The sequence below is a fragment of the Bartonella sp. B17 genome, assembly GCF_053795755.1.
Genome location: NZ_CP200032.1, coordinates 1,500,193 through 1,521,689 on the forward strand (window position 1 = coordinate 1,500,193; position 21,497 = coordinate 1,521,689).

Below are 21,497 nucleotides of genomic sequence, written 5' to 3' on the forward strand. Positions count from 1 at the left end.
TATGCTATTGATAATAATGAATTATTTTGTGATGAGTTGAACTATTCACTAATGATGGTTCAACTCATTACCTAGGAACTGTAAAATTAAAAAATTAATTACCAATGAGTAACATTAAGTAAAATAAGGAAAGTTTATGTCATATACAGCCGAAGCAATTATTCATCTACATAAAGAAAAAAAAGAGATGCATAATCGTGATTTTGCGAGCTCTATTGGCATATCTGAAGCAGAACTTATTGCAGCTTATTGTACGATTGGAAAAGCAAAAAGACTGCAAGCTGATGTTATTACTTTTTTGGAAAATGCTCCTAAACTTGGAACAGTTTTAGCGTTGACACGCAATGAGCATGCTGTTCACGAAGTAACAGGATGTTTTGAACAGATTTTTCAAAACCAACATGTTCCTTTTACACTTGGTGAAATTGACTTGCGTATTTTTTCAAAACAATGGAAATTTTGTTTTGAATATGACATGACTGTTCTTGAGAAACCCATAAAAAGCCTACAGTTTTTTAATCAATATGGCGATGCCATTTTTAAGCTTTATTCTAAAGATATAACCCATATGGGAGAATGGGCTAAACTTGTCGAAAAATTGCTTCATGAGGATCAATCATCTGTTCTTAATATATCTCACTATCCTCCTCCTACCCAACATGATCCCACAAATCTGGATATTGAAAAATTCCGAGATAGTTGGCGGAGAATGACTGATGTACACCAGCTTCAAAGCATTATTTCTGAATTTAAAATTAGTCGAAATGATGCTGTAAAATATGCCGGGAATGAATTTGCTGATGAAGTAAAAATAGAATCTATTGAAATTATGCTTAATCAAATCGCTCAACGAGAAGTCCCAATTATGTGCTTTGTTGGCAACAAAGGATGTATCCAAATTTTTAGTGGGCAAGTAAAAAACATTAAACAAGTGGGATCTTGGCTTAATATTCTCGATAAAAAATTTCATATGCATTTATTAATTTCCGGAGTTGATAATGTATGGCGTGTCCGCAAACCTACAAGTGATGGTTATGTCAGCTCACTTGAAGTTTTCAATAAAAATGGTGAAATGATTATTCAGTTCTTTGGTCTGCGAAAGGAAAGGAAACAAGAACGTGAGGATTGGCGCTCTTTATTGAATAGTTTGCCTTCAATCCAAAAAACAGCAACAACTTAGAAAGGTTAAGTTGGATATGTTCGCATTTCTTTTGCGTAAATTTTTGAGCTTTTTTCTTATCAGCATACTACTTTTTTTTACCTATTTTTCTAAACAAGTAATTGCTGAACCCACAACACGTTTTTCTGAAAATGCGCGGATCGTTTCCATTGGTGGAGCGCTTACAGAAATTGTCTATGCATTGGGAGCTCAAGATCAACTTATCGCTCGTGATAGCACAAGTGTCCATCCCCAAGAAGCACTCAAACTTCCTGTTCTTGGATATATGCGCGCTCTTTCACCTGAAGGTGTCTTATCACTAGAACCAGAAGGTATATTGCTTATTGAAGGAAGCGGCCCTCCTTCAACAATTGATATTCTCAAAAAAACATCAATACCTATAGTGATTATACCAGAGGATTACTCTCGTGAAAATGTAATAAGAAAAATTCATCTCGTTGGAAAAGCTATTCAGCGGGAAATGCAAGCAACTGTACTGATTGAAAAAGTAAATCGTGATTTCATGGAAAATGATGCACTTTTAGCAAAAGTAACAAAACCAAAGCGCGTTCTTTTTATTTTATCCGTACAGAATGGACGCGTTATGGCATCTGGAACAGGTACAGCTGCTGATAGTATGATAAAACTATCAGGTGGGATCAATGCCGTCTCCGATTATAAAGGATATAAACTTCTAAATAATGAAGCGCTATTGAAATTAGATCCCGATGTGATTTTGCTTGCAAAGTACGGTAGAAAATCTGTCAATATTGATAAAATTTTAGCCATACCAGCCATCCAAGCGACAACTGCAGCAAAAAATAATGCCATTAAACAGATGGATACCATGTATCTTTTAGGATTTGGTCCACGCACCGCAAATGCATCAAAAGAGATTATTAATATACTTTATGGTGCCAATCAAAATGGTAAGAGCTGAAAAAATGGTAAAAAATACGTCTATAATGCATACCTATGAAGAAAAAGAGAGTAAAAGAATAAACCGTACCAATTTGAGAAAGATTTTATTATTAGGTTTAATAATATTCCTCATTTTGGGAGTTTTTGGAGGCCTCTTGAATGGTGCATCAAATGCTTCTCTCCTTAATCTCATTCATACAATGCTTACGCAAGATTTTTCGGTGAGCAGTAAAACTCGTGATTATCTCATACTTATAGATATAAGACTTCCTCGTGTTATCTTAGGATTATTAATTGGCTCGGCTTTGGCTGTTTCAGGTGTTCTCATGCAAGGACTTTTTCGTAATCCTCTAGCAGATCCTGGAATTGTAGGTGTATCAGCGGGAGCAAGTCTTGGAGCTATTTTAGCAATCGTTTTTGGTATTGCTTTTCCTTCTTCAATTGCATCTTTTTTAGAGCCTTACAAAGTTGTTGTAGGTGCTTTTTTTGGTGGACTTTTATCAACAACCATTCTTTATGCAATAGCAACACGTCATAACTGTACATCTATTGCAATAATACTTTTGGCAGGTATTGCTCTTGGTGCATTGAGTAGCGCTGTTGTAGGAACTTTAATTTTTATCGCAAATGACCAACAATTGCGTGATATTACTTTTTGGAGTCTTGGCTCTCTTGCAGGTGCTACATGGCTAAGAGTTTGGCTCGTCTTACCTTTTATCTGTGCTGGTCTTCTTTTTTCCCCTTTTTTATCACGAGCACTTAATGCTCTTACTCTTGGGGAAGCAGTGGCTAGCCATATCGGTTTTCATATCCAACGGGTTAAAAATATTGCTATTTTCCTCGTTGCACTTATGTGTGGTAGCGCAGTTGCTGTTAGTGGTGGTATTGGTTTTATAGGTATTGTTGTTCCACATATTTTGCGTCAGCTAATTGGTTCAAATCACCGCTATCTTATTCCTTATTCTGCTTTATTGGGAGCTTCATTACTCATTTTTGCGGACATATTTGCACGCTTAATTGTTTCACCTGCAGAATTGCCAATCGGAATTGTTACCGCACTCTTCGGTTCACCTTTTTTTCTTTGGATCCTTATATGTAAACGGGGAAAAAATTTTTCATGATCGAAGCAATCAATATCTGCGTTCAACGCGGAAAAAAACAGATCCTGCATCACATTAACTTTCAAGCCAAAAGTGGGGATCTCACTATTATTATCGGCCCCAATGGATCTGGGAAAAGTACCTTTATCAAAGCACTAAGTGGAGAAATTCCCTACAATGGAAAAATAACCTTAAATGGTTACGATGTTGCTCAGACAAAAGCTTATAAAATGGCAACAATGCGTGCAGTGCTACCACAATCAACAACGTTAGCATTTCCATTTTTAGTTCGTGAAGTGGTGGAACTTGGACTCTCTGTAAACCAATGCACCATTGCAAAGACTGAATTGCGTGATCTTCCCCATAAAGCTTTAAAGCGCGTTGGTCTAGCTGATTATAGTGACCAATATTATCACCAATTATCAGGTGGAGAACAAGCTAGGGTACAGCTTGCTCGTGTACTTTGCCAAATCTGGGAACCTTTTTATAATGGAAACCCTCGTTGGATGATACTAGATGAGCCTATTGCTAACCTCGACATTCAACATCAACTTATTGTCATGGATATTGCCAAAAGTTTTGCTCACTCTGGTGGTGGTGTTCTTGCTGTTCTCCATGATCTCAATCTTGCTGCACATTATGCAAATAAAATGATACTGCTAAAGCAGGGAGAAATTTATTGTGAAGGCAGTGCTTCTACTGTTCTGACAACGAACAACTTGCGCTCTGCTTATCACTGTTCTTTAACTGTTTCTGAATTGCCTAAAGGAGATATTCCTTTCATATTGCCACAAACTGCATCCTCCTTATGAAATTAGCAATTTGTTCAAAAGCCATTTGATTAAACCTAAAACTTAAATTAAATAACAAAATAGGATATGCAAATATATTTAAGAGTCATTTTATTTTAAAATTAACTCTTTTTTATAGAAAGCAGCATCACAAATATATTACTGGAATTGTTTTTTTCTACCAAAAATTGAAAATATTATAACCTTATACGCTCTAAAAGGGATACATTCGTACTTAACGATAAGCTCTCATTAATTTTGTTTTTTGCATTGATATGTGTACAAAAAATAACTTTTAACCGGTTTTTGTTTATAATAAATCGCATATTATTAGTATAGATAGTTAAAATTGCCGAATGAAAATTTGCTCAAATATTGTTTTTATACTTTCAACTCTTTTAATTCATAGTATATTAATCAACTTATTGTTCATACAGGAAGTAACGCGGATTTTCTCCGCGTCAACTGAGATCATCCAGTGATAGATGATTATTTGTAATATAAAGTCTTACGATTTTATGGCATAAACAACAGTTGTATTCACAGGCCGCGTTTCTGCCTCACCAGTTGAAGAAATAGTTGCTTTGTGCGTGTGTATACCAGAAGGGGATGTCTTGTCTGTCTTTCTTCTAAAATCATAATTTGGATCGTACAGACCAACGGAACCAAACGGCGGTGGCCAAGTAATTTCATTCCAAGTCATACTGTGCACGTGTTCACCCGCATTTTCAATAGTACAAGCATGTGTATGCAATTTTATGCTATCTTTTTGAATATTTGCAAAAGTTCTATTTGGATCTAAACCGCGACCATCATCAAAGCCGCGCAAAAACATTCCTCTAAAATCGGGAACTTTAAAGGTTGTCTCGCTGTCTTTTCCCCATTGATCCCCTATTGCCTCAAATAATTGCGGATAATCTTTACTCTTATAGGTTGCACCATTGCATAAAAGCCAGCCGCTTGGCAGTCTTTGCATAGCAAAAGTAGCAATAAACCCAGCAGGAAAGATTGTTATCTTTGGTGGTGGAAGAGGAGTTGGATTTAATAAATACCAGCCATCACGATCTTTTATTGATGTACCATCATTATAAACTATTTCATAAATACCGCCCTTTTGTAGCTCACCACCTTCTAATGGTACAATACCCGTATTGATGGCTTTATAAAGTGCCTTTGCTCCTATATTGTTAATGTTTATTGTGGTAGAACCAACATTTATACTCGGAGCTTTAAAACGTATAATGATATCATTCTTATATTTTTCTATAGGTGAAACTGTTTTCAACATTATTGATGTTGTGTTGTTCTCTGCATTCACAACCAACTGTGAATCAATAGAGCCTCCACTATCTGCAAGATATTCACGCACGCGCTGCATCATTGCTCTTGCACTATCATTGACAGAACTAGGCGGCTGACCTTCTGCCCAATTAATGATATTATCTGAATTCGCATTTTCGTCAGCCGTTAGCGACCAATCGTAAATATCAGACATTATTCCCCCCTTCTTCTTCAATAAATCTTCTAGCTATCTTTCTACTGATTATATGAGACAACCAACTGTCCCTTTTAATAGGCTAATTAATGGTCTCAATCTGTAAATATGTATTAAAATGCAAAAACTCTGCTACTACCGGTTTTATTCATCATTTTTTGCTGTATCACATGTATTTGCTTATTTTGTTTCTTTTTAGTTCCCTCTGATTCAACAAACTAAATCAATCACACCTCCTTCTTTGGTAAAAGCAACACGAATCTTTTGCTTATGATATAATCACTTCACTTTTGTTACTCGCTTTATTATTGTTCGCTGTGACTATTTTATTATTGTTCGCTGTGACTATGTGGATACGTTTTAGGTATCCCTCTTCTTATTATGAAGTTTAAAATATTATTCCCCGTTATGGATCCATATAACCCACTATTGAATGTAATCGTCTTTTAGACTAATGAAAAATGCTGAAACGCTGGGAATTTTTATGAAGTCCTATTTAACTTCATGCGGTCTGTTCTTATATTTCGCTTCTACGCTTTAAAAATTGTGCAATAACTTGATCTTTTACCTCGTAATCGCAAATCCTCCATAAACTGCCTTACTTTATTTTAAGTGAAAATAGGCTATAATTTTTATGATAGCTTTCTCTCTCAAATACATTAAAAGAAGATTTATTCTGAATTCTTCGCACTACCCCACTTCATTTACAAGCAGATTCCTTTTAAGCGTACCTCGTTTTACTAAACCCATTTCTGCAAGTTATCTTTTAAAAGTCAACCATAAACACTCTTCTTGAATGCCCCCCTTAAACTCGATACATCACTGAAAATGCACCTATATGATAAATTCTTACGTTCTGATCTTATCTAAAACTATCATCCTCCGCACTCTACAGTACTTAAAGATGCATCACCTATTTCCTATAAAACTTAAAAGATGTACCGAATTTCTCTTTGAGCTCTCAAAATTCTTACTCAGTAACGCCATGTCCTGTAAAAAGCACCCTTTGCTCTTCAAAGCTGATGCGTTGTAACTCATTCCTCCCCACACTAAACACCACCGGTTTGCATATTTTAATATATGTAAAACCTCTTTGCAAGGATAATAAACTTTTTTAAAAAATCCAATAATATTGACCTTCTTCCTTCTTACACAATATCAAAATAAGCTTTGAAATAATTTTAATTATCCCATCATCCCGTCTTATGAAGAGTTTTAAACACACCTTGCTTCATATTTCATAACACCACTTTTCTCTTCTACAATTTAGAGAGATAAAATTTTTTTAAAATAATAAAGCAGTCAAAAATTTAAACCTTACTTTTCAAAACAAAAGATAAATTATTACCACCATATTTCTTATTCGTCTGCCTAAAGTTTTTGTCTTTACCATTTTTTTAATTTTTATCTTCTTTGTGCACTAATGATAACCAAAGTAATATTTATCTTTCAGCTTGCTTTAGTGTTTTAAGTTTTTGCATATTCATCCACAATAACAACCACTACTTTATAAGCTTTTTATTCTCGTGATGTCTGATGATATTTGGGAAATAGGTTTTCATATTAAAAAGCCAAATAAGAAATTTAACTATCCTTTTGCACATCTCCCCTTTCTGAATGAGGAAGTGAGCATTATTTTTAAAACATCACAAATTTCTTTGAAAACTGTATAGTTATCTGTTTTCTACAAAAATAAAAACGTTGTATAGAAAGAGTTCATACCATTTTTCTTTTTTATAATAGAATGTTTGCAAAAAAAATTTTGATCTATATTTTATAAAGTGTATAGCTCAAAAAAATGTCTAAAAATCAGCACTCAGCTTTAAGAAAAACTATCTTAACTTCCAAAAAATTCTTCAAAATCATTAAAAACGTATCTTTGTGATTGACAATATAGGTATTTAAGCCAAACATATATCTGTGCTGATAAAAGTACTAAAGGGGGTATGTAATGCAAATATTATTGAAGATGTTGCATCTATTTTTCAATGAAATTTATTGAATTTTATCGAATGCGTTCTTGTATGAAAGCCGCATGATGCGCGTCTCTTAAACTCAAGCACATGTGATTGAATAATTTCGAATATACCTCTGTTAACATCGTAACCTGTTTTTGAACTATGTGTCATAAGGAAAAAGTTTGTGCAAAAAAATACTCCATCAATCAATTGCAACCCCTTTCCCGCTTCGCGCAAAATTTATCAACAGAGTCGTCTCTTTTCTGATGTAAGCGTACCATTTCGCGAAATTTCATTAACAGAAGGAAGCGGTGAAAAACCTTTAAATGTCTATGATACTTCTGGTCCCTACACCGATCAAAATATGACCATTGATATTACAAAAGGTTTGCCAGAAGTTAGCTCATCTTGGCTGTCTCAACGTGCTGATACTGAGGCGTATCCTGCACGACCAGTGAAACCTGAAGATAATGGACTAACCTATGATAAAAATCCTACACCGATCTTTGAACAAAAAAGACCGATTTTGCGAGCAAAAAATGGTAAAGCAGTTACACAAATGGCTTATGCACGTGCAGGCATCATTACTGCAGAAATGGAATATGTAGCTATACGAGAAAATGAAGGTCTAGCGTTAAAAGATCAGAAAAAAACGCAATCAAAAGAAATATTTGATGGATCAATCCCAGAAATTTACACTGCAGAATTTGTTCGCAATGAAATTGCTTGTGGACGCGCCATTATTCCTCAAAATATTAACCATCCAGAATGCGAACCAATGATTATTGGACGCAATTTTCGTGTTAAAATTAATGCAAATATTGGCAATTCAGCAGTTACTTCCTCTATGGCAGAAGAAGTTGATAAAATGGTTTGGGCCATTCGCTGGGGAGCCGATACAGTTATGGATCTTTCAACGGGTCGGGGGATTCATAATATTCGTGAATGGATTATTCGAAATTCTCCAGTTCCCATTGGAACTGTTCCAATCTATCAAGCACTTGAAAAGGTACAGGGTATTGCTGAAAATTTAACATGGGATATTTTTCGCGATACCCTCATTGAGCAAGCAGAACAAGGTGTTGATTATTTTACCATTCATGCAGGACTAAGGTTACCTTTCATCCCTCTAACCATTAATCGCACAACAGGTATCGTTTCACGGGGCGGCTCTATTATGGCAAAATGGTGTCTATATCACCATAAAGAAAGTTTTCTTTATGAACATTTTGATGAAATTTGTGATATCGCACGTATGTATGATATTTCTCTTTCATTAGGAGATGGGCTGCGCCCTGGATCTATTGCTGATGCCAATGATGAAGCTCAATTTGCTGAACTTAAGACTTTGGGAGAATTGACAAAAATTGCGTGGGAAAAAGATGTGCAAGTTATGATCGAAGGGCCAGGTCATGTACCAATGCACAAAATTAAAGAAAATATGGATAAACAATTAGATCTTTGTCATGAGGCGCCTTTTTATACTTTGGGACCTCTTACAACTGATATAGCTCCCGGATATGACCATATTACATCAGCAATTGGTGCAGCTATGATTGGATGGTTTGGAACTGCTATGTTGTGCTACGTAACGCCCAAAGAACATTTAGGGCTTCCTGATAAAAATGACGTCAAAATTGGCGTAATTACTTATAAAATTGCTGCACATGCTGCTGATCTTGCTAAAGGTTTACCCAGAGCACAGCTGCGTGATGATGCTCTATCGCGAGCACGATTTGATTTTCGATGGCATGATCAGTTCAATCTTTCTCTTGATCCAGAAACAGCCTGTACTTTTCATGACGAAACCATGCCTAAAGAGGCTCATAAATTGGTGCATTTTTGTTCTATGTGTGGGCCAAAATTCTGTTCTATGCGTATTTCTCATGATATTCGTGATGCAGCAGAAAAAAAATAAAGAATGAAGGTATGATCACCATGGCAGAAAAATATCAAAAAAATGGTGATCTTTATATAGAAGTTAACCCTACTCAAAAAAAGATAGTAAACAGTTGACAAATATTCTTATAAAAGGTGCGGGCGTAGGCGGTTTAACAGTTGCTTTCATGTTACAGAAAAAAGGAGTTTCTGTTACTGTATCAGCCCCATCTCATTCTCCTATAGGAACTGCTAGTTGGTATGCAGGAGGAATGCTAGCACCTTACTGTGAAAGAGAAAATGCTAAACAAATTGTTGAAGATCTCGGCATAAAAGCTATACGATGGTGGAGTAAAACGCTTCCCAATCTTGTGACACAAAGAGGAACTTTAGTTGTTGCACCTACACGGGATATGGTAGAGCTTGAACAATTTTCAACACGCACGCACAATCATAGAACCATAAATAGTGCAGAAATAGCTCATCTTGAACCGGATCTCGCAGAACGTTTTAGCTGTGCACTCTTTTATGAAAATGAAGCACATATTGATCCTCGCAAAGCGCTTATCGCTTTAAAAGAAAATCTCATAAAAAATGGAGCATGTTTTGTTGATGTAAAAACATCTGAAACAAATTTTGATATCATCATTGATGCAACAGGAATAGCTCGTTTAGAAAAAGACAAAAATATGCGAGGCGTGCGTGGTGAAATGTTACTAGTGCGCAGCAAAGATATTAAAATTTCTCGTCCAATTCGTCTTCTTCATCCGCGTATTCCACTCTACATTGTCCCCCGACAAGATAACATTTTTATGATTGGAGCAACAATGATTGAAAGTGATTTTAGTGGTGCTATCTCTGTGCGATCAATGATGGAATTACTTAATGCAGCCTACACTTTGCATCCTGCCTTTGCTGAAGCGGAAATTATCGAGTCCGGCGTTGGTATACGGCCGAGCTATCCTGATAATTTCCCTTACGTACAGAAACATGGTAATCATATTTTCGTTAATGGATTTTATAGACATGGTTTTCTTTTATCTCCAGAAATGGCAAAACAAGCCGTAAAATTAGCATTGGAGTGAAGCATGCAAATATTTGTTAATGGTGAAATAATTGAAACAGAAGTCATCACTCTTAATCTATTGCTTAAAAAATTGGGTTATGAAGGCGAGTGGCTAGCAACCGCTGTTAATGCTGAAGTCATTCCTATAAATGCACGAAGCCAATTTGTTTTGCATGAAGGAGATAAAATTGAAATTTTAAGCCCAATGCAAGGAGGCTGAAATTATGCTGAATCTTTACGGACGCAAATTTTCTTCCCGTCTTATGTTAGGTACAGCTCAATATCCTTCACTGACAGTTCTGCGCGATGCTATTCATAAATCTGGTACAGAAATTGTAACAGTTTCATTGCGCCGAGAAACCGCAGGAGGAAAACAAAGTGGACAATTTTGGCAATTTCTTACAGAACTTGATATAACAGTACTCCCTAATACCGCTGGTTGTTACACTGTTAAAGAAGCTGTTACAACTGCCAAACTAGCACGAGATCTTTTTAAAACAGCTTGGATTAAACTCGAAGTTATCGGCAATCCTGATACTTTACAGCCAAATGTTTTTTCCTTAATTGAAGCAGCGCAAATTTTAAGCAATGAAGATTTTCAAGTTTTTGCTTATACAACGGATGATCTTATTGTTGCTGAAAAACTTTTAGACGTTGGTTGCCGCGTTATTATGCCTTGGTGTGCTCCTATTGGATCAGCTAAAGGTCCTCATAATACTGATGGATTGCGTTCTATCCGCGCTTACCTTCCTGATATCACCCTTGTTATCGATGCTGGTATTGGACGTCCTTCGCATGCCGCCGTTGCTATGGAGCTTGGATATGATGCAATACTTCTTAATACAGCAGTTGCTAAGGCCAATGATCCTGTTTTAATGGCTGAAGCCTTTTCTAAAGCTGTAAAGGCAGGACGCATGGGATATAAAGCTGGCATTCTTGAAGCACGAAATATGGCGGTTCCTTCAACGCCAATTATTGGAAAAGCAGTATTTTCATGAGATTGGATCCATTTTACCTCATCGTTGATAGTGCTGATTGGATTGAGCGTTTGATTCCTCTTGGAAATAAACTCGTACAATTGCGTATGAAAAATGCCCCCCCCCAAATAATTCGCCAACATATAAAACGCGCAAAAAATATTTGCGATAAATTTGGAGCACAATTAATTATTAATGATTATTGGGCACTAGCAATTGATGAAAAATGCAATTTTATTCACCTCGGACAAGAAGATTTAAGCAATGCTGATCTTTCCGCAATTCGTAAAAATGGTATTAAACTTGGTCTTAGCACACACGATGAACATGAATTAGATATCGCTATATCTTTTAATCCTGAGTATATTGCACTTGGTCCTATTTACCCGACCATCTTAAAAAAAATGAAATGGATGCCACAAGGATTAGAAAAAATAAAACAATGGAGAAAACAGATTGGTGCTCTGCCTTTGGTTGGCATTGGTGGTTTAACACCAGAGCGCGCAATTGATGTATTAGAAGCAGGGGCAAATAGTGCTGCTGTTGTAACCGATATTATCTTCCATAAAAATCCCGAAGAGCGTGTGAAACAGTGGATAAAGGCAACACAAGCATGGCGGTGATACCTTCTATTCTTATTGTCGCTGGGACTGATCCAACAGGAGGTGCCGGTATTGTTCGTGATATAGAAACTGCTGCACATTTTCAAGTAAAAGCAAATTTAGCAATCACTTCTGTTAACGTGCAAAATGATGATCACGTTACCGAAATTGTTCCAATGGATGAAAAAATTGTTGCTGCGCAAATGCGTGCAGCTCTAGAGGCTAATCCAATAAATACAATTAAAATTGGTATGACAGGTACCAAAACAATTATAACAGCAATCTGTAATGTACTAAAAGACTATCCCCATATTCCTGTTATTTTTGATCCTGTGCTTGTTGCTTCATCAGGAGGAAAATTAACAACAGAAACAGTTGTAGAAATTATGGTAAAGCAACTGCTCCCTCATATTTATCTCTTAACACCGAATATAGAAGAACTCGCTATTCTTAGCCAAAGCCCATTGGCATTTAATCATGAAGAAGCAGTACAACAAGCAAAAAAGCTTCTGTCATTTGGTTCGCGCTATATATTGGTAAAAGGTGGGCACACAAATACCCCTCTTGCAACTGATAGTTTAATTAACAAAACTGAAATAATAAATATTCCTACTCCCCGCTTAACAGGAACAATGCGTGGAACAGGTTGCATTTTATCAAGCGCTATTGCGGCACATTTAGCATTAAATGAATCTATAATTGAAGCAGTAAAAAAAGCAAAAGCATATACCTACACACTCTTCTTTGATCATTGCCAAAAAAAATGCTAAATTAACATTCTGTTATTTTTTAATGCACGCTTTATCAACGTTCTCATACAGAGATTAGTAACGAAAACATCATAAAGCTTGAAGAATAATTCTGTCTGGTTTATTCGTTAATGGATCAATTATCAGAAAAAATACAATGTCAAACCGAACTCAATATTCAATCTCTTATGAAGAGCTTTTAAATTTTTACAAAGAAAGTGGCGCTGACGCCGTATTAACTGATGTACCCATTGATCGCTTTAATCAAGCTGTTTTTTCAGAAAAAAAATTCAAACAAGCAATCAACATTTCCCATTATAAACAAGCATCACCAGTCCAAAAACAGCATGATTCTCCATTGCTTAACCCCAGTATCACACAGCATGCACTTTCAGCTATAGAATTAGCAAAAAATGCTCATACGCTTAATGAATTGAAATCTGCACTCCTTGCTTTTAATGGCTGCTCATTAAAATTAACAGCCAAAAATACCTGTTTTGCAGATGGAAAAGCAGGAAGCTCACTTATGCTTATTGGAGAAGCGCCAGGACGCGAAGAAGATATACAAGGCATTCCTTTCGTAGGAAAAGCAGGTATATTGCTTAATAAAATATTAGCATCAATTGGCTTAACAAGAGAAAATGTTTACATAACCAATACTATTCCATGGCGCCCACCAGGAAACCGCACACCAACACCAAGAGAAATTGCTTTATGCCGCCCTTTTGTTGAAAGACATATCCACCTTGCTAATCCTCGTATCCTTGTAGCGTTAGGGAATGTCGCTACACAATTTCTTACAGGAGCTCAAAATGGAATTATCCGAACAAGAGGAAAATGGCTCACTTATGTAGGAGAAGGCAAAGTCAAAATCCCTGTTATGCCAACCTTTCACCCCGCCTATCTTCTACGAACACCTAGTCAAAAAAAGCTTACATGGATGGATTTTTTAGAAATAAAAAATTACTTAAATAATCTTTCATAGTTCTTTAATATTACTTTATTTCAAAAATATAAATTACTTTTTCATCATTTATACTATTAATATAGTCAGGAAAAATTATGGAGCAATTAACAACGCCTACTTATCGTTTGGAAGATTATAAACCTACCCCTTACGCTATTCCTAAAACGCAGCTTCATTTTTGTTTGGAGCCGACAAGAACTCGCGTGACAGCAACATTGTTAATTGAAGCTCGTCAAAATACAAAAGAAAAAACACCTCTTGCGCTTTCTGGTAATGATCTTACATTAATTTCTGTTGCTATTAATGGCGAGATATTGGACAAAAGTTCTTATAAGAGTACTTCTTCACATTTAGAGATTACAGCCCCACCAGTAACTCCTTTCACATTGCAATTAGTTACGGAAGTGAATCCTGAAAAAAACCGTACGCTCATGGGGCTTTATCTTTCAAATGGTGTCTATTGTACACAATGTGAAGCAGAAGGATTCCGTCGTATTACTTATTTTTACGATCGCCCAGATGTTCTTTCTACCTATACAGTGAAAATTGAAGCAGATTCTCAGACAATTCCTATTTTGCTTTCTAATGGAAACCTTTTACAAACGGGAACTCTTGATGGTAATCGACACTTTGCTATCTGGGAAGATCCTCATCCCAAGCCATCTTACCTCTTTGCTTTAGTTGGTGGAAATCTTGATAAGCTGGAAAATCATTTTACCACTGTATCTGGTCGACATGTTAAACTTGGCATTTATGTAGAAAAGGGAAAAACTGAAAGAGCAGTTTACGCCATGGATGCACTAAAACGCTCTATGCGTTGGGATGAACAACATTTTGGACGTGAATATGATCTTGATGTTTTCAATATCGTTGCTGTCTCCGATTTTAATATGGGTGCAATGGAAAATAAAGGACTCAATATCTTCAATGATAAATATATTCTTGCCGATCCTCAAACGGCAACTGATCATGACTATAGAAATATAGAACGCGTCATTGCTCATGAATATTTCCATAATTGGACTGGAAATCGCATTACTTGTCGTGATTGGTTTCAACTCTGTTTAAAAGAAGGATTAACAGTTTATCGTGATCAGGAATTTTCCTCAGATCAGAATATACGCAGTCTACAGCGAATTGAAAACATAAAAACACTGAAAGCTACGCAATTTATTGAAGACGCTGGTCCACTTGCTCATCCTGTACGTCCTCGTCAATATAGCCAAATTAACAATTTTTATACCACAACTGTCTATGAAAAAGGAGCAGAAGTGGTTCGCATGATACATACAATCGTTGGTTCCACTCTATTTCGTAAAGGTATGGATCTTTATTTTCAGCGTCATAATGGACAAGCTTGCACGATTGAAGATTTTATCGCTTGTTTTGCTGAAGTCTCTGATCGTGATTTTTCACAGTTCATGCTGTGGTATGAACAAGCAGGCACGCCCAATGTGGAAATCGATAGCCATTATAGTGATGGTATATTAACGATTAATGCAAAGCAGCATATTCCTGCAACGCCGCAACAAAGCATAAAAAAACCTATGCTTATCCCTATCGCATTTGGCCTCTTAGGACATAACGGGGAGCCCATCACTTATGAAGCAGATACAGATATTCAATCAGATGTAATGCTCCTATCTAAAGAAAACCAAACATTCATATTAAGAGGATTGCGCGAAAAACCTGTTTTATCACTTCTTAGAAATTTTTCTGCACCTATCATTTTACACACTCCATTCAATGAAAGCGAACTTATCTTTCTTGCAAAAAATGATAGCAATCAAATTAATCGTTGGCAATCGCTCAACCATTTGATGACAAGAGCTCTTATTCAAGCCATTCAGGATAAAACATTAACAACAGAGACCATACCTTCCATTTTGCTAGAATTAATTGAAACAATCGTTACAAATGAAAGTCTTGAGCCAGAATTTCGTGCATTTTGTTTAAGTTTGCCTAGCGAAGTTGAACTTTCCCACATAATCGGTAAAAATATAGATCCAGACTGCATCCACCATGTGCGTAACCAATTTTTAGCTTCGATCGCGCACACCCATCAAAAGCTTTTCACAAAAATTTATGCACAGATGCAGATTGAAAAACCTTATTTACCAAATACTGTACAAGCTGGGAAACGGGCATTACGGAACATTATACTAGATTATCTTTCTATCGCTGAAGCCAAACCGAATCGCGCTGCAACACAATATGCAATAGCTGATAATATGACTGACCGTATAGCTAGTATAACCACTTTAGTGAAACACTTTAACGAAAGTAAACAAACACAAGATGCTTTAAATGATTTTGAAAATCGATACCAGCATGACCCGTTAGTTATGGATAAATGGTTCTCTATTCAAGCAATAGTTGCAGGAGAATCAACACTCGACCACGTTAAAAAACTTATGCAGCATCCACTCTTTTCACAGGATAATCCTAATCGTGTGCATGCTTTAATAGGTGTATTTGCATCTAAGAATTTAACAGGTTTTAACAGAATTGATGGCGCATCATATAATTTTCTTTGCCAACTCATTTTAAACATTGATAAAGAAAATCCACAACTTGCTTCACGATTATTAACAACAATGCGCTCTTGGCAACAATTGGAACCTATTCGGCGACAAAAACTTGAGACTGCGTTAAAAACAATAGTAGCAACTCCTCAATTATCAAGCGATTTAACAGATATAATTAAGCGCATGCTTGCTTAAAAAATATTTATAATCAATGTATTATAATATAATTTAGCTTTTTAATAACCATAAGATCATAAACAGGTAATTTAAACCTGTTTATGAGCCGTGTTAAATATTAAGATTTCTTTTATTTTCACAGGCTCATGATATTTATAAGAATAAGAGTAAAATTATTTTTTTTTAAAAAAAAGACTAGACAGGAGACTCCTGTTTTGATTCACTGCATTTATGGAGTTATTGCAAATGTCAAAGCAGTTTTTAGTCACATTATTTTGTAATTAGAGGAACTAGAAATGGCTAAATTGGACGCATATAATGCGCCAACAGAAGTGCACGTTGCGTCAAAATCGAGCGTCCAAAATCGCAAGATGCGAATGGCGCACATTAACCTGCTTTCTGATTCAAATTATAAAAAACTTCTATTTATTGAGCCTTGGATTCGACGCTTTGTTCCAATTATAATTGTTGCATTTCTTGTGGTGTTTGCAGCAATTCGTTTTGTGCTAATCTATGACTGGCATCACACAGTTGATAAAAATACGCGCTCCACAATCGCTCTCTTAGCTCCTCATATTGCCAATATAATTGATCATGATCTTCTTTCTAACACTCAAAAAGAAGAAACTGCTGTTCTTTCTCATAATTATTTTCAAAACATCCTTACCGATTTTCATAACCAAGGTCTTATCAATACTAACGCTGTTATTGCTATAGTAGATCAAAAAGGCATCGTCCTAGCATCATCCAACTCAGAGATCATTTTAGGAAAACCCTTACAAGATTTTACCTCTGAAAGTACTGTTTTACAGTCTCTTGGACAACACGCCGGTGTAATGCAAATTATAGCTGGGAAAGATAATCCTGCTTTAGCTTCATTTAGTAAAACGAAAAATGGGCAATATGGTGTATTCGTTAGTGAAAAAACACGAGATACCTATGCGCAGTGGCGCAAAGCTTTTTCATTAAATATAACGTTATTCATAGGAACTACTGGCGTTATTCTAGCTCTCCTTTGTGCTTATTACAATCAAATCGTACGGGCACGCAATACAGATGAAATTTCAGAAAAAATTCAAAACCGCATTGATATGGCAATGCTGCGTGGACGCTGTGGATTGTGGGATTGGAACATGGCAAGTGGACGCGTCTATTGGTCACGAGCAATGTACGAAATGCTCGGCTATGTGCCCCAAGATGCATTGCTATCAATCCCCCAAATCACCGCAATCATCGATCCAAATGACACTAATTTTTTTGACCTTGCCCAAGAATTAATGAGCGGTAAAAAAAAACATATCGATATTAACGTCCCTATGCGTCATGCTGATGGTCATTATGTATGGATGCGTATTCGTGCCGAAGTTACCGAAGAAGAAGAGCCTCATTTGGTTGGTATTTCTTTTGATATTAGTGAACAACGTCAATTAGCTGAACAAACAGCACAAGCAGACCTTCGTATCCGCGATGCTATTGAAAATATTTCAGAATCCTTTGTATTATGGGATTCAGAAAGACGTTTAGTTATGTCGAATAGCAAATTTTGTGAATATGCATCTATCCCTAAACAAATTCTACAATCAGGAATACAACGTGAAACTGTTGAAGCTATGGCACGTCCTGCTATCAGTGAACATCTACTCAAAGATGATGGTGCTGGAAACTTAACCAGCATTCGCCAAACTGCAGATGGCTGTTGGCTCAAAATTAATGAACGACGTACTCAAGATGGAGGACTTGTTTGCATTGGAACAGATATTTCTGAACTGAAACAGCAACAAGAAAAATTTGAAGACAGTGAAAAACGCCTTTTTTCTTTTATTCAAGAGCTAAAACGCGCACGAGGAAATGCTCAGCAACGTGCAACAGAAGTCGAAAAACTGAATAAAAGTCTGAAAGCAGAAAAAGAGCGTGCAGAAAGTGCTAACAAAGCTAAATCAGAATTTTTAGCGAATATGTCCCACGAACTGCGTACTCCACTTAATGCTATTCTCGGTTTTTCGGATATCATGCTACAATCCACCTTTGGTCCTCTTGGTTCACAACGCTATAAAGAGTATGTGCATGATATTTATAGCTCAGGAACCCATCTTTTAACTCTTATTAATGATATTCTTGATATGTCCAAAATCGAAGCTGGACGATTTACTCTTGACTGTAAAAATATTGATCTTGGACCCATCATTAGTGAAGCGGTACGAACACTTACGCCACAAGCGCAAGCAAAAAATATTTCTGTTACAACAAATATTGCTCCAGAACTTCATGCCGAAGTTGATTGTCGTGCAATGAGACAAATTTTTCTTAATCTCATTTCTAATGCTGTTAAATTTACGCCTTCTGGTGGTAATATTGATGTCTGTGCTTTCCAGAAAAAAAACGACTTAATTTTTAAAATTAAAGATACAGGTGTGGGTATTCCTCAATCCGCAATTAAAAAACTTGGACAGCCTTTTGAACAAGTTGAAAATCAATTTACTAAAACTCATACTGGCTCAGGCCTTGGATTAGCCATCTCACGCTCTCTTATAGAATTGCACAAAGGAGAACTTGAAATCACCTCTAAAGAAATGAAAGGGACAACTGTAACTATTACAATGCCAATTCAACAAAGTGTGTCTTAAAAAGATACATCATTATCCTTATTACAACAGCATCCCTTGCCGTTAATGCTGAAGACAATGGCTGACACCTGCATTTCATTAACCAATTTTAAAACAACATCGCTAGTCCTTAATTTGATATGCAAACCTTTCTTGATCATATCAATATAACGTAGGCAAAATAGTAGAGCTATTTGTTAAAATAATTAAACATATTAACTTTATTTATTCCCTGCTATAGAATACGATATATTCAGTAATAATTTTAAAAGCCCCTTTCGAAATTGGGGCTCTCATAAATAATTTTATTCTATCATAAATTAGAATTTGTATGCTACACCGACACGAAAATCATTAATTTTGTAGCCAATTTCAATTTTATCATGTGCAAATCTTTTCTTGCCAAAATTTGAATAACGGTATTCTGCACGCAAAATGATATTATTTGTCATTGCAAAATCAACACCACCTCCAAGCGTATAACCAACCATCATCTTTTTTTCATTATGTAAAAAATCAGAAGAATCAACTTTTTTACTTATTTTAGCAATTGGCTCACAGATACTTCGAAGTTGCGTATAAGTAATACCTCCCGCGGCATAAGGCATTATCCGATCAGTAGAAAATCCAACCCGCACCCGTGTAGCACCAAACCATTTCTCTTTTAAAGTATGCTGCAAAGATCCAGGCTTTATTGATTCATCAAAACTCCTATATTTCGCTGCTTCCTCCAGCTCTTCTTTTAATGATCTTCTTCTTTGCTTTGCTTCTGGACAACTAATCTTTCTCCTATCACTTTTACCAAACCACATTATATCTGTGTCAACACCTATAATAAAACCATTATTGATGTCTACATTAGAACCTGCATAAACACCACCTATGTAACCAGACAGTTTAGGTGTATTCATTTTTTCAATCAGGTTACCTCTCCCTATATTATTCTCTCTTAAGTAGCTTAAAGCGATTTTATTTGAGAACTTGCCAATTTGACCTCCAAGGTAAAACCCCGTCCAAGAAATAACAGGAGCCACAATAACAGGCACAGGGTGCTCAGGAATTAAAATATCCGTTGCCTGTGCTGAAGAAATTGAAATTAAAGCAAAAATAGATGTTGTGATTAAATATTTTGCATTCATAATCGCTTCCCCTACAAGCTAATGTGATACATAATAATAGATAGTTTCACGTTTTTTTCAAAAAATCTGTAGTACAAATAACACTATTATGAAAAATAATTAAATTTTTAAACTTACTTAATAAAAACTTTTATTTTATTTTGCTAAATATACTTATATTATTGATGTTATAATAATGGTTTACGTATAATAACTTTCGAAAAATTACGGTGCAGTTCCCAATAAGTACTAACATATCCATATCCAAAAGAGATAAGTTGGGCTTCAATAAACTAAAAAACTGTATATTCCAAAGATAAGCCTTGTAAAAAACTATCAAAATCCAACGTTATTTCATCTACTCTTTTAGTAACACCAAAAACTTTCAAAAGTGCTGGTGTAAATTCTTATTAACTTTTCACGCACTTCAGCAAATTGAGTGGCTTTATAACATCCATAATATAGTGTCCGCATAATACGACAAATACTACTTGTCCTTTCAAAACCTAAACAGCTTAATGTCATCATTGTTTCCAGAATATCTTCTGTACCTGTAAAAGCTAAATTTCCAATTCCTAAGCTAAGTTATCGTTCATTCTTAAATAACGCAGTATAATATAATGTTTTTTAATAACCTGCAGCATTTTTACTAAATCGTGAATAAAACAGCTATTCTCCTAGCATCTCATCAAAAATGAAACACTCGCGAATTGAGAAACTTAAAACCAGCTTTTTATCACCAGCTACAGGGCATGCCTTAATTACAGCTACCCATTCCTAATTTTAAGCACACCCCTCTCATAATATTACAATGCAGTCCTTACAGGTAATTGCCCCAAAAATTGAGGCTCTGGGGCTAGATGAAGCCAAAAATCAAGATAAAAACATATCCTTCTAAAGTATACCCTCGGATAATTGGTGTACCATTTCAGAAAACACATTAATCCTCTCATAAAAAGTATCAATATAAAGCGACATTTCATTAACAAAAACAATAGGATAAATATCAGAAGAATAATTAAATTCTTCTGCTCCTAATTTTCCTATACCTAAAATAATTAAACAATAATCCTTTCCAAATCCATCATGACTAGACAGGCTTATTTTACTATGATCATGCACTATTCTTAAGAGAAAGCGCAAAACCACATTTAATGCCACTTCACACAAAAATATTAACCCAGCACATAAAATTTCGTACGTAAAAATACCACTCAAATCAGCGAATACAATGAGTGCGCACGTTTCCTGCTTCTTGCCTCTTTAAATCTTTATCAATACAGCTCATAAATGATTTCATTTTTATCAAGAAAATATAAAGGGAGAAGCTGCATTTTTAGAAAAATGCTTTTCATTCTCGTTTCCTTAAAGAAACGTTTTACTTTCCATTTTTTGTATTAGCCCCCAA

14 protein-coding genes and 2 pseudogenes are annotated in these 21,497 nt (G+C 35.7%); 13 read left to right on the forward strand and 3 right to left on the reverse strand.

Going from position 1 to position 21,497, the window contains the following annotated elements; translation table 11 throughout:
- Positions 1 to 136 precede the first annotated feature (136 nt).
- From V4B18_RS06710 to V4B18_RS06725, 4 genes are read left to right on the forward strand one after another with little or no spacing between them, the layout of a single operon-like run.
- Positions 137 to 1,180, forward strand: coding sequence for a hemin-degrading factor (locus V4B18_RS06710; protein WP_455475666.1), 1,044 nt, complete (start codon positions 137 to 139; stop codon positions 1,178 to 1,180).
- Between the two features lie 16 nt (positions 1,181 to 1,196).
- The gene (locus tag V4B18_RS06715) at positions 1,197 to 2,099 is read left to right on the forward strand and encodes a heme/hemin ABC transporter substrate-binding protein (RefSeq protein WP_455475667.1); all 903 of its coding nucleotides are present in this window, start codon (positions 1,197 to 1,199) and stop codon (positions 2,097 to 2,099) included.
- 4 nt (positions 2,100 to 2,103) lie between these two features.
- Positions 2,104 to 3,201: a FecCD family ABC transporter permease gene (locus tag V4B18_RS06720; RefSeq protein ID WP_455476556.1), complete on the forward strand. Its 1,098-nt coding sequence runs from the start codon at positions 2,104 to 2,106 to the stop codon at positions 3,199 to 3,201.
- The gene (locus V4B18_RS06725) at positions 3,198 to 3,992 is read left to right on the forward strand and encodes a heme ABC transporter ATP-binding protein (RefSeq protein WP_455475668.1); all 795 of its coding nucleotides are present in this window, start codon (positions 3,198 to 3,200) and stop codon (positions 3,990 to 3,992) included. Before V4B18_RS06720 ends, V4B18_RS06725 begins: the two co-directional genes overlap by 4 nt.
- 487 nt (positions 3,993 to 4,479) lie before the next feature.
- Here the strand turns inward: V4B18_RS06725 and V4B18_RS06730 are convergent, their stop codons facing one another.
- Entirely contained in the window at positions 4,480 to 5,466 is a 987-nt protein-coding gene (locus tag V4B18_RS06730) for a phage tail protein (RefSeq protein WP_455475669.1), read from the reverse strand.
- Positions 5,467 to 7,608: 2,142 nt separating this feature from the next.
- Between V4B18_RS06730 and thiC the strand changes: the two are divergent.
- From thiC to V4B18_RS06775, 9 genes and pseudogenes are all read left to right on the forward strand, one after another.
- Positions 7,609 to 9,440 (forward strand): annotated as a pseudogene (gene thiC / locus V4B18_RS06735) (phosphomethylpyrimidine synthase ThiC).
- A complete protein-coding gene (gene thiO / locus V4B18_RS06740; protein ID WP_455475670.1) occupies positions 9,437 to 10,387 on the forward strand; it encodes a glycine oxidase ThiO in 951 nt (316 codons plus the stop codon). The pseudogene thiC and the gene thiO overlap by 4 nt, the downstream one beginning before the upstream one ends.
- A gap of 3 nt (positions 10,388 to 10,390) precedes the next feature.
- Positions 10,391 to 10,588: a sulfur carrier protein ThiS gene (gene thiS / locus V4B18_RS06745; RefSeq protein ID WP_455475671.1), complete on the forward strand. Its 198-nt coding sequence runs from the start codon at positions 10,391 to 10,393 to the stop codon at positions 10,586 to 10,588.
- Between the two features lie 4 nt (positions 10,589 to 10,592).
- Positions 10,593 to 11,366: a thiazole synthase gene (locus V4B18_RS06750; protein WP_455475672.1), complete on the forward strand. Its 774-nt coding sequence runs from the start codon at positions 10,593 to 10,595 to the stop codon at positions 11,364 to 11,366.
- Positions 11,363 to 11,968, forward strand: coding sequence for a thiamine phosphate synthase (locus tag V4B18_RS06755; RefSeq protein ID WP_455475673.1), 606 nt, complete (start codon positions 11,363 to 11,365; stop codon positions 11,966 to 11,968). Before V4B18_RS06750 ends, V4B18_RS06755 begins: the two co-directional genes overlap by 4 nt.
- Positions 11,959 to 12,717: a hydroxymethylpyrimidine/phosphomethylpyrimidine kinase gene (locus V4B18_RS06760; protein ID WP_455475674.1), complete on the forward strand. Its 759-nt coding sequence runs from the start codon at positions 11,959 to 11,961 to the stop codon at positions 12,715 to 12,717. The genes V4B18_RS06755 and V4B18_RS06760 overlap by 10 nt, the downstream gene beginning before the upstream one ends.
- A 136-nt stretch (positions 12,718 to 12,853) precedes the next feature.
- Complete coding sequence (locus tag V4B18_RS06765) at positions 12,854 to 13,681, forward strand: uracil-DNA glycosylase (RefSeq protein ID WP_455475675.1); 828 nt, start codon at positions 12,854 to 12,856, stop codon at positions 13,679 to 13,681.
- Between the two features lie 77 nt (positions 13,682 to 13,758).
- Entirely contained in the window at positions 13,759 to 16,386 is a 2,628-nt protein-coding gene (gene pepN, locus V4B18_RS06770) for an aminopeptidase N (RefSeq protein ID WP_455475676.1), read from the forward strand.
- A 278-nt stretch (positions 16,387 to 16,664) separates the two neighbouring features.
- Complete coding sequence (locus tag V4B18_RS06775) at positions 16,665 to 18,992, forward strand: ATP-binding protein (RefSeq protein ID WP_455475677.1); 2,328 nt, start codon at positions 16,665 to 16,667, stop codon at positions 18,990 to 18,992.
- Between the two features lie 299 nt (positions 18,993 to 19,291).
- Here V4B18_RS06775 and V4B18_RS06780 read toward each other — a convergent pair whose 3' ends face one another.
- Both V4B18_RS06780 and V4B18_RS06785 read right to left on the reverse strand, forming a co-directional pair.
- Positions 19,292 to 20,110 (reverse strand): outer membrane protein, encoded by an 819-nt coding sequence (locus tag V4B18_RS06780; protein WP_455475678.1) that lies wholly within the window; start codon positions 20,108 to 20,110, stop codon positions 19,292 to 19,294.
- 223 nt (positions 20,111 to 20,333) lie between these two features.
- Positions 20,334 to 21,352 (reverse strand): annotated as a pseudogene (locus V4B18_RS06785) (hypothetical protein); the annotation flags it as partial.
- Positions 21,353 to 21,497 lie beyond the last annotated feature (145 nt).

What these genes read in the sequence shown, in the direction of transcription:
- V4B18_RS06710 (WP_455475666.1), top strand. Translation starts at nt 137, where the DNA reads ATGTCATATACAGCCGAAGCAATTATTCATCTACATAAAGAAAAAAAA.
- V4B18_RS06715 (WP_455475667.1), top strand. Translation starts at nt 1,197, where the DNA reads ATGTTCGCATTTCTTTTGCGTAAATTTTTGAGCTTTTTTCTTATCAGC.
- V4B18_RS06720 (WP_455476556.1), top strand. Translation starts at nt 2,104, where the DNA reads ATGGTAAAAAATACGTCTATAATGCATACCTATGAAGAAAAAGAGAGT.
- V4B18_RS06725 (WP_455475668.1), top strand. Translation starts at nt 3,198, where the DNA reads ATGATCGAAGCAATCAATATCTGCGTTCAACGCGGAAAAAAACAGATC.
- V4B18_RS06730 (WP_455475669.1), bottom strand. Translation starts at nt 5,466, where the DNA reads ATGTCTGATATTTACGATTGGTCGCTAACGGCTGACGAAAATGCGAAT.
- thiS (WP_455475671.1), top strand. Translation starts at nt 10,391, where the DNA reads ATGCAAATATTTGTTAATGGTGAAATAATTGAAACAGAAGTCATCACT.
- V4B18_RS06750 (WP_455475672.1), top strand. Translation starts at nt 10,593, where the DNA reads ATGCTGAATCTTTACGGACGCAAATTTTCTTCCCGTCTTATGTTAGGT.
- V4B18_RS06755 (WP_455475673.1), top strand. Translation starts at nt 11,363, where the DNA reads ATGAGATTGGATCCATTTTACCTCATCGTTGATAGTGCTGATTGGATT.
- V4B18_RS06760 (WP_455475674.1), top strand. Translation starts at nt 11,959, where the DNA reads ATGGCGGTGATACCTTCTATTCTTATTGTCGCTGGGACTGATCCAACA.
- V4B18_RS06765 (WP_455475675.1), top strand. Translation starts at nt 12,854, where the DNA reads ATGTCAAACCGAACTCAATATTCAATCTCTTATGAAGAGCTTTTAAAT.
- pepN (WP_455475676.1), top strand. Translation starts at nt 13,759, where the DNA reads ATGGAGCAATTAACAACGCCTACTTATCGTTTGGAAGATTATAAACCT.
- V4B18_RS06775 (WP_455475677.1), top strand. Translation starts at nt 16,665, where the DNA reads ATGGCTAAATTGGACGCATATAATGCGCCAACAGAAGTGCACGTTGCG.
- V4B18_RS06780 (WP_455475678.1), bottom strand. Translation starts at nt 20,110, where the DNA reads ATGAATGCAAAATATTTAATCACAACATCTATTTTTGCTTTAATTTCA.